This window comes from Marivita sp. (assembly GCF_051859345.1).
Classification (GTDB): domain Bacteria; phylum Pseudomonadota; class Alphaproteobacteria; order Rhodobacterales; family Rhodobacteraceae; genus Marivita.
The window spans coordinates 1-16851 of record NZ_JBHYFV010000015.1; the positions used below are offsets into that span (position 1 = coordinate 1).

Below are 16851 nucleotides of genomic sequence, written 5' to 3' on the forward strand. Positions count from 1 at the left end.
TGGGACGACAAGGGCAACAAGATCAGCTTTGAATGGGGTCCGGGGGCGATCTTTGGCATCCCGGTCAACGCCAATCACCAGCATTTCAACGGTTCTGGCAGCGAACCGGCGCGTTATGTCGCCGTCACCAACATGCCGCCGATCATGAACGTGTTTGAAGACCCGGATTTCATCTTCGACACGGCCTACGACTTTGCCGACCGTTTCAATGGCGAACCGGAGTATTTTGCCGAAAGCAAACAGATGGACGGTTTGCTGCTCCAGACCAACTATGTCGCCGACGCGGTCAACCTGCCGCTGATCGAGGCCAAGGAACGCGGCGCGGGTGGCGGGCATATCCGCTTCCAGCTCGCCAGATGTTCGATGAACAGCCATATCAGCCAGTTCCCGGTCGGCACCTACAAGAAATGTCACCGCCACGGCCCCGGCGCGCATGTCATCATTCTGTCGGGCGAAGGCTATTCCCTCATGTGGCCCGAAGGCGCAGAGCCGCAGCGCTATGACTGGAAACCGGGCAGCATGATCGTGCCGCCGAACATGTGGTATCACCAGCACTTCAACACCGGCACCACACCTGCCCGCTATCTCGCGTTCAAATACGAAGGTGTCGCTATCCGCAACGCGCAGGGTGTGCCGAAAGCCTGGATCAGCCAGCGGATCGGCGGCGACCAGATCGACTATGCCGACGAGACAACCGAGGTGCGGACCATGTTCACAGATGCCTTGGCCCAGAACGGGTTGGAGCCCAAGATGGACGTGGCATACGAGTCCGAACTCAAGGATTTGCCGCCCAAATCCTGACGGGCGAGACCGGAATACGCGCGAACGCTGTGACAGGGTGCGGACACCGCACCGACCGAAAAGAGGAGAAACCGCAATGCTGCGCAAGGAAGTGAACGATCTTCTGACCCAGACCGATCCGGGTTCCGCCATGGGCGACATGTTCCGGCAATACTGGATTCCGGCCCTTCTGGCCTCGGAACTGCCCGAGGACGATGCTCCGCCGGTGCGGGTCAAATTGCTGGGCGAACGCCTGCTGGCCTTCCGCGACAGCAAGGGGCGTTATGGCCTGATCGATGAATTCTGCGCCCATCGCGGCGTGTCGCTTTGGTTCGGGCGCAATGAAGAGGGCGGCATCCGTTGCCCCTATCACGGCTGGAAATATGACCATACCGGCCAATGCGTTGAGGTGCCGTCAGAACCCGCCGAATCCGGGTTTTGCGAAAAGATCAAGCTGACGGCCTATCCGCTGATCAAGGTGGGTGACGTGCTTTGGACCCATATGGGGGACAAGGACAACCGCCCGCCCGAACCGCAATGGGAGTTCGCCACCGTCCCGCCCGAGCAGACCTTTACCTCCAAGCGTTGGCAGGAATGCAACTGGCTTCAGGCGATGGAAGGCGGGATCGATTCCAGCCACGTCTCTTTCCTGCATTCCGGAAGCCTCAAGACCGACCCGTTGTTCCGGGGGGCCAAGGGCAACCAGTACAACCAGAACGACAAGAAGCCTGTCTTCGAAGTGGTCGAGGCCGATGGCGGGCTTTATATCGGCGCGCGCCGCATGGCCGAGGACAATCAGTATTACTGGCGCATCACGCCGTGGATCATGCCGTCCTTCACAATGGTGCCGCCGCGTGGCGATCACCCGATGCACGGGCATTTCTGGATTCCCATCGACGACGAGAACTGCTGGGCATGGTCTTTTGACTATCATCCGACCCGCGCCCTGTCGCCGGAAGAGCGGCAGGCGATGATCGACGGCTACGGTGTCCATAACCAGTACGAGGCACCGGGGTCTTTCCGTCCACGTCAGAACAAGGACAATGACTACCTGATGGACCGCGAAGCACAAAAGCGCGGCGAGACCTATTCCGGCGTCTGGGGCATCGCGATGCAGGATGCCTCCTTGCAGGAAAGCATGGGGCCGATCGTGGACCGAACCAAGGAAAACCTTGTGTCGACCGACAACGGCATCATCATGGCGCGGCATCGGTTGCGCAAGGCGGTGACCGCGCTGCGGGACAAGGGCACCATGCCTCCGGGCCGCACGGTTGAACACCAGATGGTGCGCTCTGCCGCGCGGGTGCTTCCGGCGGACGAGCCGTTCAAGGATGCGATGGCCGAGGATCTGAAGGTCCAGCCCGGCGTCAAGCAGACATCGGTCTGACGGTCATGCCGCACGATTCCGACGACATCTTCGAGGCGGACAACGCCACGCGGGCAGGGCGGGGGCCGGTCGATCATCCGACGATGCTGGGTTCCTGCGCCCGCGCCGCCACGGCAGCCGAGGCACGGTTCCGGGTGCAATACCCGAACTCGTCCACCCGAACGTCGCGGATCTTCGCGCTCGATTCGGCAGCGGCGGAGGTGATGTACGGCATCACCGAAGACCCGTGGAACAACGCGCATTTCCTGACGCTGGCGACCATTGGCCTGGTAGACCCGGAAAAGACGGCAGCGTCGGACCTGCCATTGAGCCATCCCGACGGAACAGTGGCCGATCTTGTACAGGAACTGGAGGGCGCGGACATTGTCGTCCTGCTTGCTACCAGCGGCGACAGTGAAGGCGCCGCCGAGGTGATCGCCCGAGAGGCGTTCGAGCGCAAGATCATGTGCGCGGGGCTGGCGCTGGCACAGGAACAGAAAGACAGGACCGTCGATGCGGTCGTGAATTCCATGCGGCGCTTCGCCTCCGTGCTGGTCGTGGCACGCGACAATGACTTCGTGCCCGCGATGCTGACGGCGTTGCGGGCATGACCCAGAAGAAACGGGGCGATCCCGACACATTCCAACACAAGGAGAAGACCATGACGAAGAAGATTTCCACGGCGGTGATCGCCGGACTTGGCGCGCTGGCGCTGGCGACCCCGGCGGCGGCACATCTGGACCCTGCGCAACACGGATCGGTCGCCGCAGGCTTTAGCCACCCGCTGTTCGGGCTTGACCACATCCTTGCCATGGTGGCGGTCGGCCTTTGGGCGCTGATGCTGGGGGGACGCGCGCTTTGGGCGGTTCCATCGGCCTTCGCGGTGATGATGGCGGTGGGCTTTGGCCTTGCGGGAACCGGCTTTGCGCTTCCGATGGTCGAGCCGATGATCCTTGCCTCTGTGATGGTGCTCGGTCTGGTGATCGCTTTGGCGGCGCGGATGTCCACCTCTGCTGGCATGGCGATTGTCGGCCTCTTCGCGGTGTTCCACGGCTACGCACATGGCGGCGAAATGGGCGCAGCGACGCCGATGGGCTACATGCTTGGCTTCCTTGCGGGAACGGCGTTGCTGCATGGTGCCGGTCTGGCGCTGGGCTTTGGCGCGGCCCGTCTGGGTGCGCGTCACGCTTTGGTGCAGAGGATTGCCGGTGGCGCGGTTGCGATGGCTGGTGCAGGGCTTGCCTTCGGCGCGCTTTGAACTGATAGAACACAGGCGCGGTCTTGCCGGAATGGCGGGGCCGCGCCCTTTACAAAGGATAGGCCCATGTGCGGTGAGATCGACGAACAGACAGAAGTCGGGCAAGATCTGAAAGAACATATGCGCGTGCTGGCGCGGGTGATGGACCTGAGCACCGGCGAAGGAATCGCGCCGCGCGGCCTGTCGGCTGAATCCGGTCGCGCCGCCTATATGGATGCCGTCTTTCGCGACGGCCTGTCCCGCGCCATGGCCGATATCGCCAGCGCCGAAGAAGACGAAACCGTCGATGCCCTTGCCGCGCAAGCCATTGCATTGGCGCGGCTTGCAGGGTTTCTGGCCGGGCAATTGCCACCCGAGGCCGACCTTTTCCGCGCCACGATCGAAGCCGTGACATCGGGTCATGCCGAACCGCGCCGAATGGCCGAAGAGCGCCGCGCGGAGCATCACGGCCATCACCATGATCACGACCATCATCACGGACACGATCACGACCACACACACTAAGGACTGCCCTAGTGCCCGCGCCGCTTGACTTCATCCACGATCCCGATTGGCGGCGCGAACTCTGGCGCGACGGGTTCGGGCGGGGATTCTGGGGATTCTTCGCCGTTGCAGCGCTGACGGGCATTGTCTGTTGGGCCATCAAGGGTCCGGAGTCCTTTCACACGGCGTTGCTACAGGACGCCTGGCTGCTGGTCGATCTGATGCCGCGTGTGATCCTGGCCCTGTCCATCGCCGCGCTGATCTGGTTTCTGCTGCCCCGAGACCGGGTGTCGGGCCTTGTCGGATCGGAAAGCGGCTTTCGCGGGTTGATCATCGCCACCGTGGCAGGGGCGATCACGCCGGGCGGGCCGTCATCGGCCTATGCGCTCTTGGCTGTTCTGGCCGCCTCGGGCGCGGATCGCGGGCCGCTGGTGGCTTATATCACTTCTTGGGCGCTTTTGGGGCTGCAACGGGTGCTGGTCTGGGATGTGCCGTTTATGGGCACTGAATTTGCCGCCTTCCGATTGCTGGTCACCCTGCCGCTGCCGGTGATCGCGGGCCTCATTGCCCGCAAGCTGCCGCTGACCTTGACGCTGCCGGGGGACACGCGCGCGACGGATGACCAGGGCGGTGACAGGTCAAAGGGATGAGCATCGGCGTTTCTTCTCTTCTGGTGGTGTTCATGGTGCTGCTGGCTCTGGCGGTGGCAAGGCAACAGCCCGCCGGGCCGGTTCTCAAGCGCTTTGTTGAACAGTTCTTCAAACTGGTGCCGCGAATGCTCTGCGCTCTGGTTGCGGCAGGCTTCATTGCCGAACTGATCCCGAAACAGACGATCAGCAGCTATCTTGGCGCTGATGCCGGTCTGGCGGCCTTGCCCGTTGCGGCGGCAGTTGGCCTGATGATCCCGGCAGGTCCGGTCATCACCTTTGCCATCGCCGCAGTTTTTGCCAAGGCGGGTGCGTCCACTGCGGCCCTCATCACCTTCATCACCTCCTGGAGCCTCTTTGCCGCGCATCGCATCCTGATCTACGAGGTTCCGCTGGTCGGCGCGTCCTTCCTGCGGATGCGGATCGTCGCGGTGCTTGCGCTGCCCTTTCTGGCCGGAGGACTGGCGATGCTGGTCGGCATGGTCACGCTTTTTGGTGCGGCGGTTCCCATCGAATGAGGACTGATCCCGACCGTTTTGCGGTGTTTCGACATACCGGGTTCGCCCGGTACTGGCTGGCGCTGATCCTGACCGGGTTTGCGCTTCAGATGCAGACGGTCGCCGTCGGTTGGCAGGTCTATGCCGTCACCGGTGACCCGTTCGATCTGGGCCTCATAGGCCTGTCGCAATTCGCCCCGGCTCTGGCTTTGGTTCTGGTGACCGGCACCGTGTCCGACCGGTATTCGCGGCGGCTGATCCTGGGCATCTGCCTTGCGTTGATGGCGGGTTGCGCAGGGGCGCTTCTGGTGCTGAGCATCAAGGGATTCAGCGTTGTCTGGCCGGTCTTTGTCATCCTTGCCATCTTTGGTGGTGCGCGGGCTTTCTACAACCCGGCGCGGCAGTCGATCATCCCGAACCTTGTGCCAAAACCCGAATTGTCGCGCGCTATCGCCGTGGTCAGCACGGGACAGCAGGTATCGACCATCGGCGGACCGGCGGTTGGCGGATTGCTCTTTGGACTGGCCCCCGAGGCCGCCTATGGCGCGACCCTTGTGGCGCTGGTCGCGGCGGCGGTCTTGTTCCTGTCGATCCCGCAACCGCGTCAGATCAAATCCGGCAAGTCGGTGGACTGGCAGACGCTGAACGCGGGTTTCCGCTATATCTGGTCGGAAAAGGTGGTGCTTGGAGCGATTTCGCTCGATCTTTTCGCGGTCCTGCTAGGTGGTGCTGTCGCGCTATTGCCTGTCTATGCGGCCGATATTCTTCAGGTCGGGCCAACCGGACTTGGCTTTCTTCGCGCGGCGCAGGCGGTGGGGGCGATCTTCATGGGGGCCTGGCTGGTCTTCCGGCCAGTGCGTGATCACGCGGGCCAGACCATGCTGGCAACGGTGGTGGTGTTCGGCTTGTTGACGCTGGTCTTTGCGTTGTCCGAAACGCTCTGGCTGTCGGTTCTGGCGCTGGTGGGCATGGGCGCGGCGGACATGATCAGCGTCAACATCCGGCAAAGCCTTGTGCAGATCTGGACACCGGATGACTTGCGGGGGCGCGTCAATGCGGTCAATCAGGTGTTCGTCGGGGCCTCGAACGAGGTCGGCGGCTTTCGCGCCGGAACCATGGCGGTGCTGATCGGGCCGGTGGCCGCTGTTGCGGTCGGCGCGGCGGGAACGGTGGCGGTGGCGGGTGCCTGGGCGGTCCTGTTCCCCGAGATGCGACGCATCCGGTCGCTGGTCCGGTAGAACGGAAAACGCCGCCCCCGAAGGCGCGGCGCATAACAAAACCATGCGGACGCGGGACCGGTCAATCGGCGGGTGGCACCCAGACATCCTCGAACCCTTCGGCGGGTTCAAGCTGGTCGAACCAATCCAGACCGATGGCCTTCATGATGCGCGAATTGCACACGATCACCCGCGCCTCGACATCCGAGGTGTTGACCCGCTTGTGCGCCACATAGGGCGGCACGTAGATGAAATCGCCCGGACCCCAGTCATATTGCTTTGGCGTGGTGTCCCATGTCCATTCAAAGGTTTCCTTGCATTCGAACTGCACATCATAGTGCAGGTCATGCCCGGTGCCTTCGATGACAAAGGCAATCTCTTCGGTCAGGTGACGGCTGGTGCCGGTGGCCTGACCTGCGGCGATGAACTGCATGTAGATGTCGATGCAGCATTCCTTGGTGTCCATCCGTTCGTTGATGATGTGCTTGATCAGCCCATCTGCCGACCGTTCCATGGGCATCTTGTCCCATTTCACCACATTCGTCCGATCGACGTATTCGCGGCGGAATTTCTGGCTTTCCTCCAGCGCTTCTTTGTAGAACGACACTTCAGGCGCGCCTTGCTTGGCGCGTTGGCGTTCGATGGCGTCGGAAAAGGTGATTGCGTCGAGTCCCATGTCAGGCCTCCGTTACAGGTTCGTCGGTGGGGTGAAATCCTCTTGTCCGGGGACCGGGTCCTCGGGGGGATATTCCACCATCTTCTGAAAGATCATGTGCATGAACAGGAAAAGCGGCTTGGCCTTGAGCACCAGAACATAGGTCTCGTCGTCGCTTTCGTTCAGGTGCTGGTGGACGCAGGCGTTTTCGACGATCAACGCATCACCAGCTTCCCAGTTCATCCGTCGCCCATCATGGATGTCAAAGCCCTTGCCCTTGAGGACAAAGAAAACCGCCGAATTCATGTGGCCGTGGATCTGGCCATAACCTCCGGGGGCGTACACATCGACATGCGCCTCGATCGACTGTGCGATCTTGTTGGCTTGCGGGTTGATGACCTTCTTCCCGAAGCTTTGCGGCCCGCCTTTCCACGCCATGTCAGACGTGCGGTAGACGCGCGGCTGGTTGTATAGCTCGTCCTTGAGCTGGCCGTAGGTGCCTTCCAGAGCGCGCACGAAGGTGCGTTTCTTGCTCCAGCGTTCCCACACCACCTTTTCGCGCTTGTCGCTGTTGTGACCGAGCGCGGGCTCGGTCTTGGTGTCCTCCGACATGGCGTTTCCTCCGCTGAATGGCCTGTCTCGGGAAAGACTAGCGAGACGGCCTTTTCCCGTCAATGGATCGACGTTCCGTATATCGGAACATTTCATCCCCCCTTGCAGACGACGTCCGACAGGGCCTGCGGTGCGATGCGCTGGCCCAGATACTCGGCCTCGTCCCCATAGAGTAGCGACTTGACGCCCTCTGGTCCCAATCGTTTGACAAGCTGGTCCACCATCCCGAACAGCGGCAGCGACAGCCCCGCCTGCTGCGACAGGTCAAGCGCTACATCCATGTCCTTTTCGTGCCAGGTCAGGCGTGTCGTGTCCCAGCGCTCCAGCGTGGTGTTGCGGGCTGGGCATTTCAGCAACGTCTCGCGCATTCTCTGCGCGTCGATCCCGCAAGACTTGGCAAGGCTCAGCACCTCGTAATTGGCGACGCAGGCGGCCCAGTGCATCATGTTGTTGCAGGTCTTTCCCAACTGCCCACAGCCCACCGGCCCAAGATGTTCGACGGCGCGGCTGTAGCAGTCGAGCACCGGGCGGATGGTCTCCACATGCTTGGCCTCACCACCGCAGAGCGACACCAGATCGCCGTCAATCGCGCCTTTGAGGCCAAAGCATACGGGTGCATCGACAAATCCGGCGCCTGCCGTGTCACAGATCGCGGCAAGGTCGATCATCGTGCGGGGATGGTTGGTTCCGGCGATGACCAAAACGCCCTGCGCGCCCCGGTCCAATAGATCAGCTACAACCGTGCGGCTTTGATCGTCGGTCGCCACAACGATGATGACAGTCGCGCAATCCGCGATTCCCGCCGTGTCCGTGGCACTGACGCCCGGATGTTGGGCGGCCTTGTCCATTGTGGCGCTGTCCAGATCGAACACGCGCACCTCATGCCCGCCTTGCGCCACATGCCCCGCCATAGCGGCCCCCATCGCGCCGACGCCCACAAATCCGACCTGCATGACTGTTCCTCCCAGTTGTTGCCAGCAACAGAAAGCGCGGTCTGGATCGGGTTCAATGCCGCCGCACCTTGCGTTCCCTTATATGGAATGTCGGTCCAAAAATGGGATTGTCTGGTGATACCTGCCCGCTTAGCATGACGTGACAAGGCGCAGAGGCGCTTCAGCCAGACAGCAGGGGAGGGGCGATGACACAGTTGCCATTGACCATCGCGACAACCGATTACGATCATTTCCGCGATATCCGAACCGGCGCGGTCAAGCCCGAGGGCATCGACCTCAACTGGCTCCTGCTTGGCCATCACGAGTGTTTCGCCCGGATGACCGCCAACCGCGAATTCGACCTGTCGGAAATGTCCTTCGCCAAATTCGCCACGCAGGTCACGCGCAAGGACAGCGACCTGATCGGCCTGCCGGTGATCTGTTCGCGGCTGTTCCGGTTCTCGTCTTTCTACGTCAACCGCAAGTCCGGCATCACCAAGGTCGAAGACCTGTATGGCAAGACCGTCGGCAGCCCCGAATGGGCGCATTCCGCTGCTGTGTGGATCAGGGGCTGGATGCAGAACGATCTGGGCATGGACCTGACCAAAATCCGCTGGGTGCAGGCCGGGGCCAACGCGCCTGGGCGCGAGGAAAAGGTCGAACTGAACCTGCCTGCCGGGATCGAGATTGACCGCGTCAAGGACAAGTCGCTGTCCGAAATGCTGGCGAGCGGGGAACTGGACTGCGCCATCATCGCGCGCCCGCCGACGTGCTTCTTGGAAAATCATCCCGACATCCTGCGCCTTTACCCCGATTTCACCGGTATCGAAGAGGATTATTATGCCCAGTCCGGCGTCTGGCCGATCATGCATATCGTGGCAATGAAGAAATCCGTCCATGACGCCCACCCTTGGGTCGCGCGCAACCTTTTCAATGCCTTCCAGGAAAGCAAACGGCGCAGCATCGAACGCCTGCTTGACCCGGCGGTGTCGCGCTATCCGCTGGCGTGGCTGCCGACCTATGCCCGCAAGATGCAGGAGATTTTCGGCAAGGATCCGTTCCCCTTTGGCATCGAGGAAAACCGCAAGACATGGGAGATGATGGCGCTTTACACCCATCAGCAGGGCATCGCGCATCGCCAGTTCACGCCAGAGGAAATCTTCCCGGCTTCGGTCCAGACCAAGGTGATCATCTGATGCCCGCATCCGGTGGACCGCTTTCCCCCGACCTGATCGCCGATCTGGCCGCCGCCGCGCGCATTCTGGCGGCGCGGGAAGTGGTGGACGGGTTTGGCCATGTCTCGATGCGCCATCCCGTTGCGTCTGACCGGTATCTCATGTCGCGCGCACTGGCTCCGGCGCTGGTCACACCCGAGGATATTGTCGAATACGATCTGAACAGCGATGCCTGCGACCCGGATGCGCCCAAGGGCTTTCTTGAACGGTTCATCCACGGCGAGATCTACCGCGCGCGGCCTGACATCTGTTCGGTTGTGCATTCGCATTCGCCCAGCGTGATCCCCTTTGGTTTGACCGACCGTGCGCCCCTGACTGCGATGTTCCACAACGCCGCTTTTCTGGCGCGCGGCGCACCGGTCTTTGACATTGCCGACAAGTTCGGGGCAACCGACATGCTGGTCTGCGACTGCACCAAAGGTGTCGCACTTGCCGAGGCGCTGGGCGAACACGACATCGCGTTGATGCGCGCGCATGGCTCTGTCGCCTGTGGCCCCAATCTTCAGGTTGCGGTGTTCCGCGCCGTTTATACCGAGGTCAACGCGCGGGTGCAGCACTTTACCCATGCGCTGGCGCAGGGTGGCCCCATCGCATCGCTGACCAAAGAGGAAGGCGCGCTGGCCGATGTGCCAAACATGACAGCCGGGATGCGCGCATGGGATCTCTGGCGGCGTGAAATCCGCGTCGAAACCGGCTGGTAAGGAGAGGACATGACCGACACGCACAGCCTTAAAGCGCAGTTGGCGCTTTGTCTGCGGATGCTCGAAAATTACGGGATCATCGACTATAACGGTCACGCTTCGATCCGTCACGGCGATGGAATGCTGATCAACAACGGTTCCGCGCAGCGCAGCCGATTGACCGCCGACGATATCTGTCTGACCGATCTCGACGGGCAGGTTACCGAAGGGCCGGGCAAGCCGCCGCTGGAATTTCACCTGCACGCTGGGATTTACAAGGCGCGGCCCGATGTGGGCGCGATCTGCCATGCACACCCGAAATGGTCCACCTATCTGACGATGACCGGCCACGACTATCTGCCGGTCTTTGCCCAAGGCACGCTGGTGCATCCCGTTCCGCTGCTCGACACACCAGACAGCATCAATTCGCCGGAAATGTCGGCGCGGCTGTGCGAGACGTTGGGTGAACGGCCCGCCGCATTGATGAAGTCGCACGGTGCGGTGACGGTCGGGGCGACCATCCAAGAGGCGTTTGTTCTGCTGAATTATCTTGAGGAAAACGCCGAACGCCAATACCGCGCGTTACTGATCGGCACACCTTACGTCTTTTCCGACGATGAAATCGCGGCCGCGGCGAAGAAGCTCTACAATCCCGGCCTGTTCCAGCGCACCTGGGATCACCACGCCGCCAAGCTGGAGGGCTGAGCCATGGCTGAACAGGACCGTTTCCATCTTGCCGGGGTCATGGGCTGGCCCGTCATGCATTCGCGCTCTCCGATGATGCACAATTACTGGATGCGGCAGACGGGGCTGAATGGAACCTATGTGCCGCTGGCGATCAAACCCGGCTCGGTCGAAGCGGCGCTGCGCGGTCTGTATCCGCTGAGGTTTTCCGGCGTGAATGTCACAATCCCGCACAAGCTCGACGCGATGCGGGTGGTCGATGACCTTGACCCGATTGCCCGAAAGATCGGCGCGGTGTCCTGTATCCATGTGCGCGACGATGGCAGCCTGTTTGGCACCAACAACGACTGGCGCGGCTTTCTGGGCAATCTTCGGGAAACTTGTCCCGACTGGCAGCCCGCGTCAGGTCCGGCGACCGTCATCGGGGCAGGGGGTGGCGCTCGGGCGGTGTGTCACGGGTTGCTGGACGCCGGAGTCGCCGAGATCCGACTGGTTAACCGCACCAAGGCCCATGCAGAAACGGTCGCTGCCGCCATTGGCGGTCCGATCACTTGTGTCGATTGGGCCGAACGGACAGAGTCGTTGCGCGGTGTGGCTTTGGTGGTGAACACCACAAGCTGCGGCATGGTGGGCCAGCCACCGCTTGACCTGTCGCTTGATGCGCTGCCCAGCGATGCGATTGCTGCGGATATCGTGTATGCTCCCTTGCAGACGCCGTTCCTTGCTGCGGCCGCAGCGCGTGGAAACCGGACCTGCGCCGGGTTGGGCATGCTGTTGCATCAAGGCCCACCAGCGTGGAAGCTCTGGTTCGGACTGGAGCCCGAAGTAACGGAAGACCTGCGCCGAATGATGGCTGAAAGCCTGAGCGGCTGAGTCCAAGACCTTCCGCGCAGCCATGTCGGTGTCAATGTTTGACGCCGTACAATTCATTGCGAGGAGCGACATGAAGACATCCATCGCCACCGTTTCGATTTCAGGAAGCCTGCCGGACAGATTGGAGGCCATAGCCGCCGCCGGTTTTGACGGGATCGAGATATTCGAACAGGACTTCATCGCCCATGATGGTCCCCCACAAGAGGTGGGTCGGATGATCCAAGATCATGGACTTGAAATCACGCTGTTCCAGCCCTTTCGAGACTTCGAAGGATTGCCCGGTGATCTGCGCCGTAAAGCCTTTGATCGGGCCGAACGGAAATTCGACCTCATGCAAGAACTGGGCACCGATCTGGTTCTGATCTGTTCCGCAGTGCATCCAGAGGCTGTGGGCGGCATCGACCGTGCGGCGGATGATCTGGCCGCGCTTGGAGACCGCGCTGCCAAACGCGGCTTGCGTGTCGGTTACGAGGCCTTGGCCTGGGGACGGCATGTCTTTGATCATCGCGATGCATGGGAAATCGTGCGACGCGCGGATCACCCACAGGTTGGCCTGATCCTCGACAGCTTTCACACCCTGGCACGCAAGATCGACCCTGACACGATCCGATCCATTCCGGGCGACAAGATCTTTTTCGTCCAGCTGGCGGATGCCCCCGGCATCGACATGGACCTGCTTTATTGGTCGCGCCATTTTCGCAACATGCCCGGCGAGGGCGATCTTGACGTGACCGGCTTTATGCGTGCCGTCATGGCCGCAGGGTATACCGGTCCGATCAGCCTCGAAATCTTCAACGACCAGTTTCGCGGGGGCAACGCGAAGACAGTTGCCCAGGATGGCTATCGATCGCTTGTGGCCCTGATGGACGACGTGCGCCGGCAAGAGCCCGAGATCAAGATATCTTTGCCAGTACTGCCCGCGCGCGTTGCCGTTGAAGGTGTGTCCTTCGTTGAATTCGCAACGCGTGGTGCGGAGAAAGATGCGATTGAGCGGCTTTTGTCCAACATGGGTTTTCAACGCACGGCACGACATATCGCCAAGGACCTGACGCTTTGGCAGCAAGGCGATATCCGCATCGTGCTCAACGCTGATGCTGAGGGTCACGCCGCCAACAGCTTTGTCACGCGGGGCACCTCTGTTTGTGATGTCGGCATCTCCGTAACTGACTCCGATGCAGCCTTGTTGCGCGCCAAGGCGCTGGGAGCAGAACCATTCCGCCAACCCTTGGGCGCAGGAGAGTTGGACATCCCCGCAATTCGCGGACTTAGGGGCTCTGTGCTGCACTTTCTGGACGAGACTTCCGGGCTGAACGACGTCTGGGATATAGAATTTCAGCAAGACTTGGTCACCGGGTCCGATGCCGGTCTGACCAAGATCGACCACATCGCGCAAACCATGAGCTATGACGAGATGCTGTCCTGGTCCCTGTTTTACACGACTTTGTTCGACCTTGAAAAATCGGCGATGGTAGATGTGATCGACCCTGATGGCCTTGTGCGCAGTCAGGCTCTTGCCACTCGCGACGGTGCGTTTCGCATCACGCTGAATGGCGCTGAGACGCATCGCACGCTTGCAGGTAGCTTTCTTGCCGCGGGGTTTGGCGCTTCTGTGCAGCATGTCGCTTTTGCAACTGACGACATCTTTGCCACCGCAAAGGTTCAGGATGCGGCGGGGTTCCAACCCTTGCCGATCCCTGAAAACTATTACCACGATCTTGCCGCGCGCTTTGATCTGTCGCAGGATTTCATTGACCGGATTCAAACGGCGTCGATCCTGTATGACGAAGACGAGGCAGGCTGCCTGCTTCAGCGGTATTCACGTCCCTATGGCGAGGGCCTGTTTTTCGAGATCGTTCAACGGACCGACGGTTACGCCGGATATGGTGCGCCGAATGCTCCGTTCCGCATCGCGGCTCAGAAACGTCTCATGCGCCCCAAAGGAATGCCGCGCTATTGACCCCTGCGGAATTGGTCATGACGTCTTTCTTTCCATGCCAATCCTCTGTCGGCGGATATTCCTGTTCAGTCGAGACGTCCCGACCAACAGAGGTCGAGCAAGCCGGACTGCGGCACACTTGCGCGGTGAATGGGATTTCGCTTGCGAATTTGCGATGCTAAGAGAGTGACCAAACCTGACAGAACCTATCGGATAAGAGGTCTGTCGCTTTGGGATTGCGCGACCGCTTTATGGTAGACACAACAGTTCACGCCGAAAAACCGTCTCGTTCGTGGCGAGGACGGGTGCCTTGGGGGATTGCGGCCTTCGTCGCGGCAATCTGCCTTCTTCCGCATGTCAGCGTTCTGATCGCCGCGTTCATGGGATCGACTGAAACCTTGCAATCCCTGGCTGAAACCGTGCTTGCGCGCTACACGCGCGCCACGCTGGCCTTGTTGGTTCTTGTTGTCCTGTTCAGTACGATCATCGGTACGATTGCCGCCTGGCTTGTGACCACAACCGAGTTCTGGGGGCGACGCGTTCTGGAGATCGCGCTGGTTCTGCCTTTGGCGTTCCCCGCTTATGTGCTGGCCTATGCCTATACGCATGTTCTGGATCATCCCGGCATCGTGCAGGCGACCTTGCGCACAGTGACAGGGTGGGGCCCACGGGACTACTGGTTTCCCGAAATCCGATCGCTGGGTGGTGCGGCGGCGATGCTGACGCTGGTGCTGTATCCTTATGTTTACCTACTGGCGCGGGCGGCGTTTGCATCGCAAAGCGCGACAACGTTCTATGCGGCGCAATCGCTTGGGCAGACCCGGATCGGTGCATTCTGGCGTGTATCCCTGCCTATGGCGCGGCCTGCGATTGCGTCAGGTGCCATGCTGGTCGGGATGGAAACCATCGCGGATTTCGGCACCGTGTCCTACTTTGGCGTACAGACCTTTGCCGTCGGGATCTATTCCAGCTGGTTTACCTTTGCGGATCGCGCCGCAGCGGCGCAGCTGTCGCTTGGACTTTTGGCATTTGCCCTTTTGCTGGCTGTTCTCGAACGCATCAACCGGGGCGAGGCGCGGTATGCGTTTGGTCGCAAGTTCGAACAAATGTCTCGTGTGAGGCTGAACGGCCTCGCGGGCAAGCTTGCGTTCCTGACCTGCTTTCTACCTGCGTTCCTGGGATGCCTGCTTCCGGTGGTGATGCTGTCGGAAATGGCGCTTGGATCAGAGCAAAGCTTGCTCAGCCCGCGTTATCTGCAATTTGCCCAAAACTCGGTTACGCTCGGGCTGGTTGCGGCGGTGATCACCGTAGCAGTTGCCTTGCTCTTTGGCAGCCTTGCCCGCAGTCGGTCGTCCTGGTCCGCGACAATCATGCTGTATATCGGTCGGCTGGGCTATGCCGTTCCGGGTGGCGTGATCGCGGTGGGTCTCTTGGTGCCCTTCGCCTATTTCGACAACACGCTCGACGCCTACATGCGCGATACATTTGGTATCTCGACCGGACTTCTGTTCACCGGGTCAATCTGGCTGCTGGTCTGCGCCTACATGATCCGGTTCCTGGCGGCGGCCATCGGGGCGTATGAAGGCGGCGTTGCGGTGATCAATCCGAACATGGACGCCGCTGCACGGGTGCTTGGGCAAAGCGAATGGGGCCTGCTGCGACGAGTTCATTTCCCGCTTTTACGGCCCAGTCTGTTCACGGCGCTGCTGATTGTATTTGTCGACGTGATGAAGGAACTGCCTGCCACGCTGATCATGCGACCGTTCAACTTTGATACGCTCGCCGTTCAGGCGCACAGGCTTGCATCGGATGAGCGGCTGGCCGGTGCGGCGGTTCCTAGCCTCGTGATCGTGGCGATTGGAACGCTTCCGGTGATCCTCTTGTGTCGGCGTATTCGCAACGAGCAGGGAAAAACAAAAGAGGGCGCCTGAGCGCCCTCTGACTTTCGTATCTGCCCGACGTTACTTCCAGTCGACTTCGTTGAAGATCTCCTGGGCACGCGGCGTGTTCTCTCCGAATACTGCCAGATTCACGTCGTCCATTCGGAAGAGCCCAAGACTGGCCGGGTTTTCGGCAAGGCCAATTCCGGGAACAGCCGCATATTCGTTGTTCTGGTTCGCGAAATAGGCCTGTGCGAAGTCGGATGTCATGAATTCAAGGAACTTGACCGCGTTCTCCTTGTTTGGCGCGTGTGCCGTCACACCCATGGCTGCCACATTCACATGTGCGCCGCGATCCGACTGGTTGGGGAACACCCATCCGAACATGTCAGTACTGCCGGACAATCCATCGACGCCCCCATCAAGTGCGCGCAGGAAGTAGTAGGTATTGGCCACTGCGATATTGCATTCGCCCGAGACGACCCCAAGCAATTGGTCCGTATCACCGCCCTGGGGCTCTCGCGCCATGTTTGCGACAACTCCGGCAGCCCATTCCTTGGCACCGTCTTCACCAGCAGCATCAATAATCGAGGCCATCAATGACTGGTTATAGACATTCGAGGACGAGCGAATACAGATCTGACCTTCGTATTGGGGATCGGCGAGGGCCTCATAGGTTTGCGGCGGGTTTTCGATCTCTTCCTTGTCGTAGAAAATGATCCGCGCCCGTTGCGACATGCCAAACCAATGCCCATCAGGATGGCGCAGGTGTTGAGGGATGCGATTGTCAAGAACGTCGGACTCGATCGGCTGCAAGAGGCCAGCCTCATCAGCCCGCCAGATGCGTCCTGCATCAACTGTCAGGAAAATGTCAGCCGGGCTGTTTTGACCTTCGGCATTGAGGCGTGCGATCAATTCGTCGGCATCACCCTCGATCCGGTTGACGGTGATCCCGGTCTGTTCGGTGAATTCGTCGTAGATCAACTGATCGTTGTCGTAGTGCCGCGACGAATAGATGTTCACCTCGTCCTGGGCCATTGCAACCGTGCTGAGTGCAGTACTGGCGACGAGTGCCAGTGTCGAACTTGTCCATAGGACGCGCATGGGAATCTCCAT

18 protein-coding genes are annotated in these 16851 nt (G+C 60.8%); 14 read left to right on the plus strand and 4 right to left on the minus strand.

The features are described from left to right. The 8 genes from ACTIEN_RS11435 to ACTIEN_RS11470 form a co-directional block, all read left to right on the plus strand. Window positions 1–801 (plus strand): hypothetical protein (locus tag ACTIEN_RS11435; protein ID WP_439523267.1); only part of this gene is annotated, 801 nt, incomplete at its 5' end. 76 nt (window positions 802–877) lie between these two features. Continuing rightward, the gene (locus tag ACTIEN_RS11440; protein WP_439523268.1) at window positions 878–2167 is read left to right on the plus strand and encodes an aromatic ring-hydroxylating dioxygenase subunit alpha; all 1290 of its coding nucleotides are present in this window, start codon (window positions 878–880) and stop codon (window positions 2165–2167) included. A gap of 5 nt (window positions 2168–2172) precedes the next feature. Continuing rightward, window positions 2173–2757: a hypothetical protein gene (locus ACTIEN_RS11445; protein ID WP_439523269.1), complete on the plus strand. Its 585-nt coding sequence runs from the start codon at window positions 2173–2175 to the stop codon at window positions 2755–2757. A 50-nt stretch (window positions 2758–2807) separates the two neighbouring features. Continuing rightward, window positions 2808–3404 carry a HupE/UreJ family protein gene (locus ACTIEN_RS11450; protein ID WP_439523270.1) on the plus strand — a complete coding sequence of 199 codons (597 nt, stop codon included), beginning with the start codon at window positions 2808–2810 and terminating at the stop codon, window positions 3402–3404. Between the two features lie 66 nt (window positions 3405–3470). Beyond that, a complete protein-coding gene (locus ACTIEN_RS11455; RefSeq protein WP_439523271.1) occupies window positions 3471–3908 on the plus strand; it encodes a hypothetical protein in 438 nt (145 codons plus the stop codon). Window positions 3909–3919: 11 nt separating this feature from the next. After that, on the plus strand, window positions 3920–4537 hold the full coding sequence (locus tag ACTIEN_RS11460; protein ID WP_439523272.1) for a permease: 618 nt from the start codon (window positions 3920–3922) through the stop codon (window positions 4535–4537). Further along, window positions 4534–5052, plus strand: coding sequence for a hypothetical protein (locus ACTIEN_RS11465; protein ID WP_439523273.1), 519 nt, complete (start codon window positions 4534–4536; stop codon window positions 5050–5052). Before ACTIEN_RS11460 ends, ACTIEN_RS11465 begins: the two co-directional genes overlap by 4 nt. Beyond that, window positions 5049–6269 carry an MFS transporter gene (locus ACTIEN_RS11470; protein WP_439523274.1) on the plus strand — a complete coding sequence of 407 codons (1221 nt, stop codon included), beginning with the start codon at window positions 5049–5051 and terminating at the stop codon, window positions 6267–6269. Before ACTIEN_RS11465 ends, ACTIEN_RS11470 begins: the two co-directional genes overlap by 4 nt. 61 nt (window positions 6270–6330) lie before the next feature. Here ACTIEN_RS11470 and ACTIEN_RS11475 read toward each other — a convergent pair whose 3' ends face one another. From ACTIEN_RS11475 to ACTIEN_RS11485, 3 genes are all read right to left on the minus strand, one after another. Next, window positions 6331–6924, minus strand: a complete 594-nt coding sequence (locus ACTIEN_RS11475; RefSeq protein WP_439523275.1) for a cupin domain-containing protein — start codon at window positions 6922–6924, stop codon at window positions 6331–6333. Between the two features lie 12 nt (window positions 6925–6936). Continuing rightward, window positions 6937–7515, minus strand: a complete 579-nt coding sequence (locus tag ACTIEN_RS11480) for a cupin domain-containing protein (RefSeq protein ID WP_439523276.1) — start codon at window positions 7513–7515, stop codon at window positions 6937–6939. A gap of 92 nt (window positions 7516–7607) precedes the next feature. Further along, on the minus strand, window positions 7608–8468 hold the full coding sequence (locus tag ACTIEN_RS11485) for an NAD(P)-dependent oxidoreductase (protein ID WP_439523277.1): 861 nt from the start codon (window positions 8466–8468) through the stop codon (window positions 7608–7610). A gap of 185 nt (window positions 8469–8653) precedes the next feature. On the opposite strand from ACTIEN_RS11485, the gene ACTIEN_RS11490 reads away from it, so the two are divergent. The 6 genes from ACTIEN_RS11490 to ACTIEN_RS11515 all read left to right on the plus strand — a co-directional run bounded on the left by ACTIEN_RS11490 (window position 8654) and on the right by ACTIEN_RS11515 (window position 15786). Then, window positions 8654–9643 carry a hypothetical protein gene (locus ACTIEN_RS11490; protein WP_439523278.1) on the plus strand — a complete coding sequence of 330 codons (990 nt, stop codon included), beginning with the start codon at window positions 8654–8656 and terminating at the stop codon, window positions 9641–9643. Then, the gene (locus ACTIEN_RS11495) at window positions 9643–10383 is read left to right on the plus strand and encodes a class II aldolase/adducin family protein (protein ID WP_439523279.1); all 741 of its coding nucleotides are present in this window, start codon (window positions 9643–9645) and stop codon (window positions 10381–10383) included. The genes ACTIEN_RS11490 and ACTIEN_RS11495 overlap by 1 nt, the downstream gene beginning before the upstream one ends. Before the next feature lie 9 nt (window positions 10384–10392). Then, window positions 10393–11067: a class II aldolase/adducin family protein gene (locus ACTIEN_RS11500; protein WP_439523280.1), complete on the plus strand. Its 675-nt coding sequence runs from the start codon at window positions 10393–10395 to the stop codon at window positions 11065–11067. Between the two features lie 3 nt (window positions 11068–11070). Continuing rightward, window positions 11071–11919: a shikimate dehydrogenase gene (locus tag ACTIEN_RS11505; protein ID WP_439523281.1), complete on the plus strand. Its 849-nt coding sequence runs from the start codon at window positions 11071–11073 to the stop codon at window positions 11917–11919. A 70-nt stretch (window positions 11920–11989) separates the two neighbouring features. Further along, the gene (locus tag ACTIEN_RS11510; RefSeq protein ID WP_439523282.1) at window positions 11990–13876 is read left to right on the plus strand and encodes a bifunctional sugar phosphate isomerase/epimerase/4-hydroxyphenylpyruvate dioxygenase family protein; all 1887 of its coding nucleotides are present in this window, start codon (window positions 11990–11992) and stop codon (window positions 13874–13876) included. Window positions 13877–14106: 230 nt separating this feature from the next. Further along, the gene (locus ACTIEN_RS11515) at window positions 14107–15786 is read left to right on the plus strand and encodes an ABC transporter permease (RefSeq protein ID WP_439523283.1); all 1680 of its coding nucleotides are present in this window, start codon (window positions 14107–14109) and stop codon (window positions 15784–15786) included. A gap of 30 nt (window positions 15787–15816) precedes the next feature. Here the strand turns inward: ACTIEN_RS11515 and ACTIEN_RS11520 are convergent, their stop codons facing one another. Continuing rightward, complete coding sequence (locus tag ACTIEN_RS11520) at window positions 15817–16839, minus strand: Fe(3+) ABC transporter substrate-binding protein (protein ID WP_439523284.1); 1023 nt, start codon at window positions 16837–16839, stop codon at window positions 15817–15819. Window positions 16840–16851: the final 12 nt, after the last annotated feature.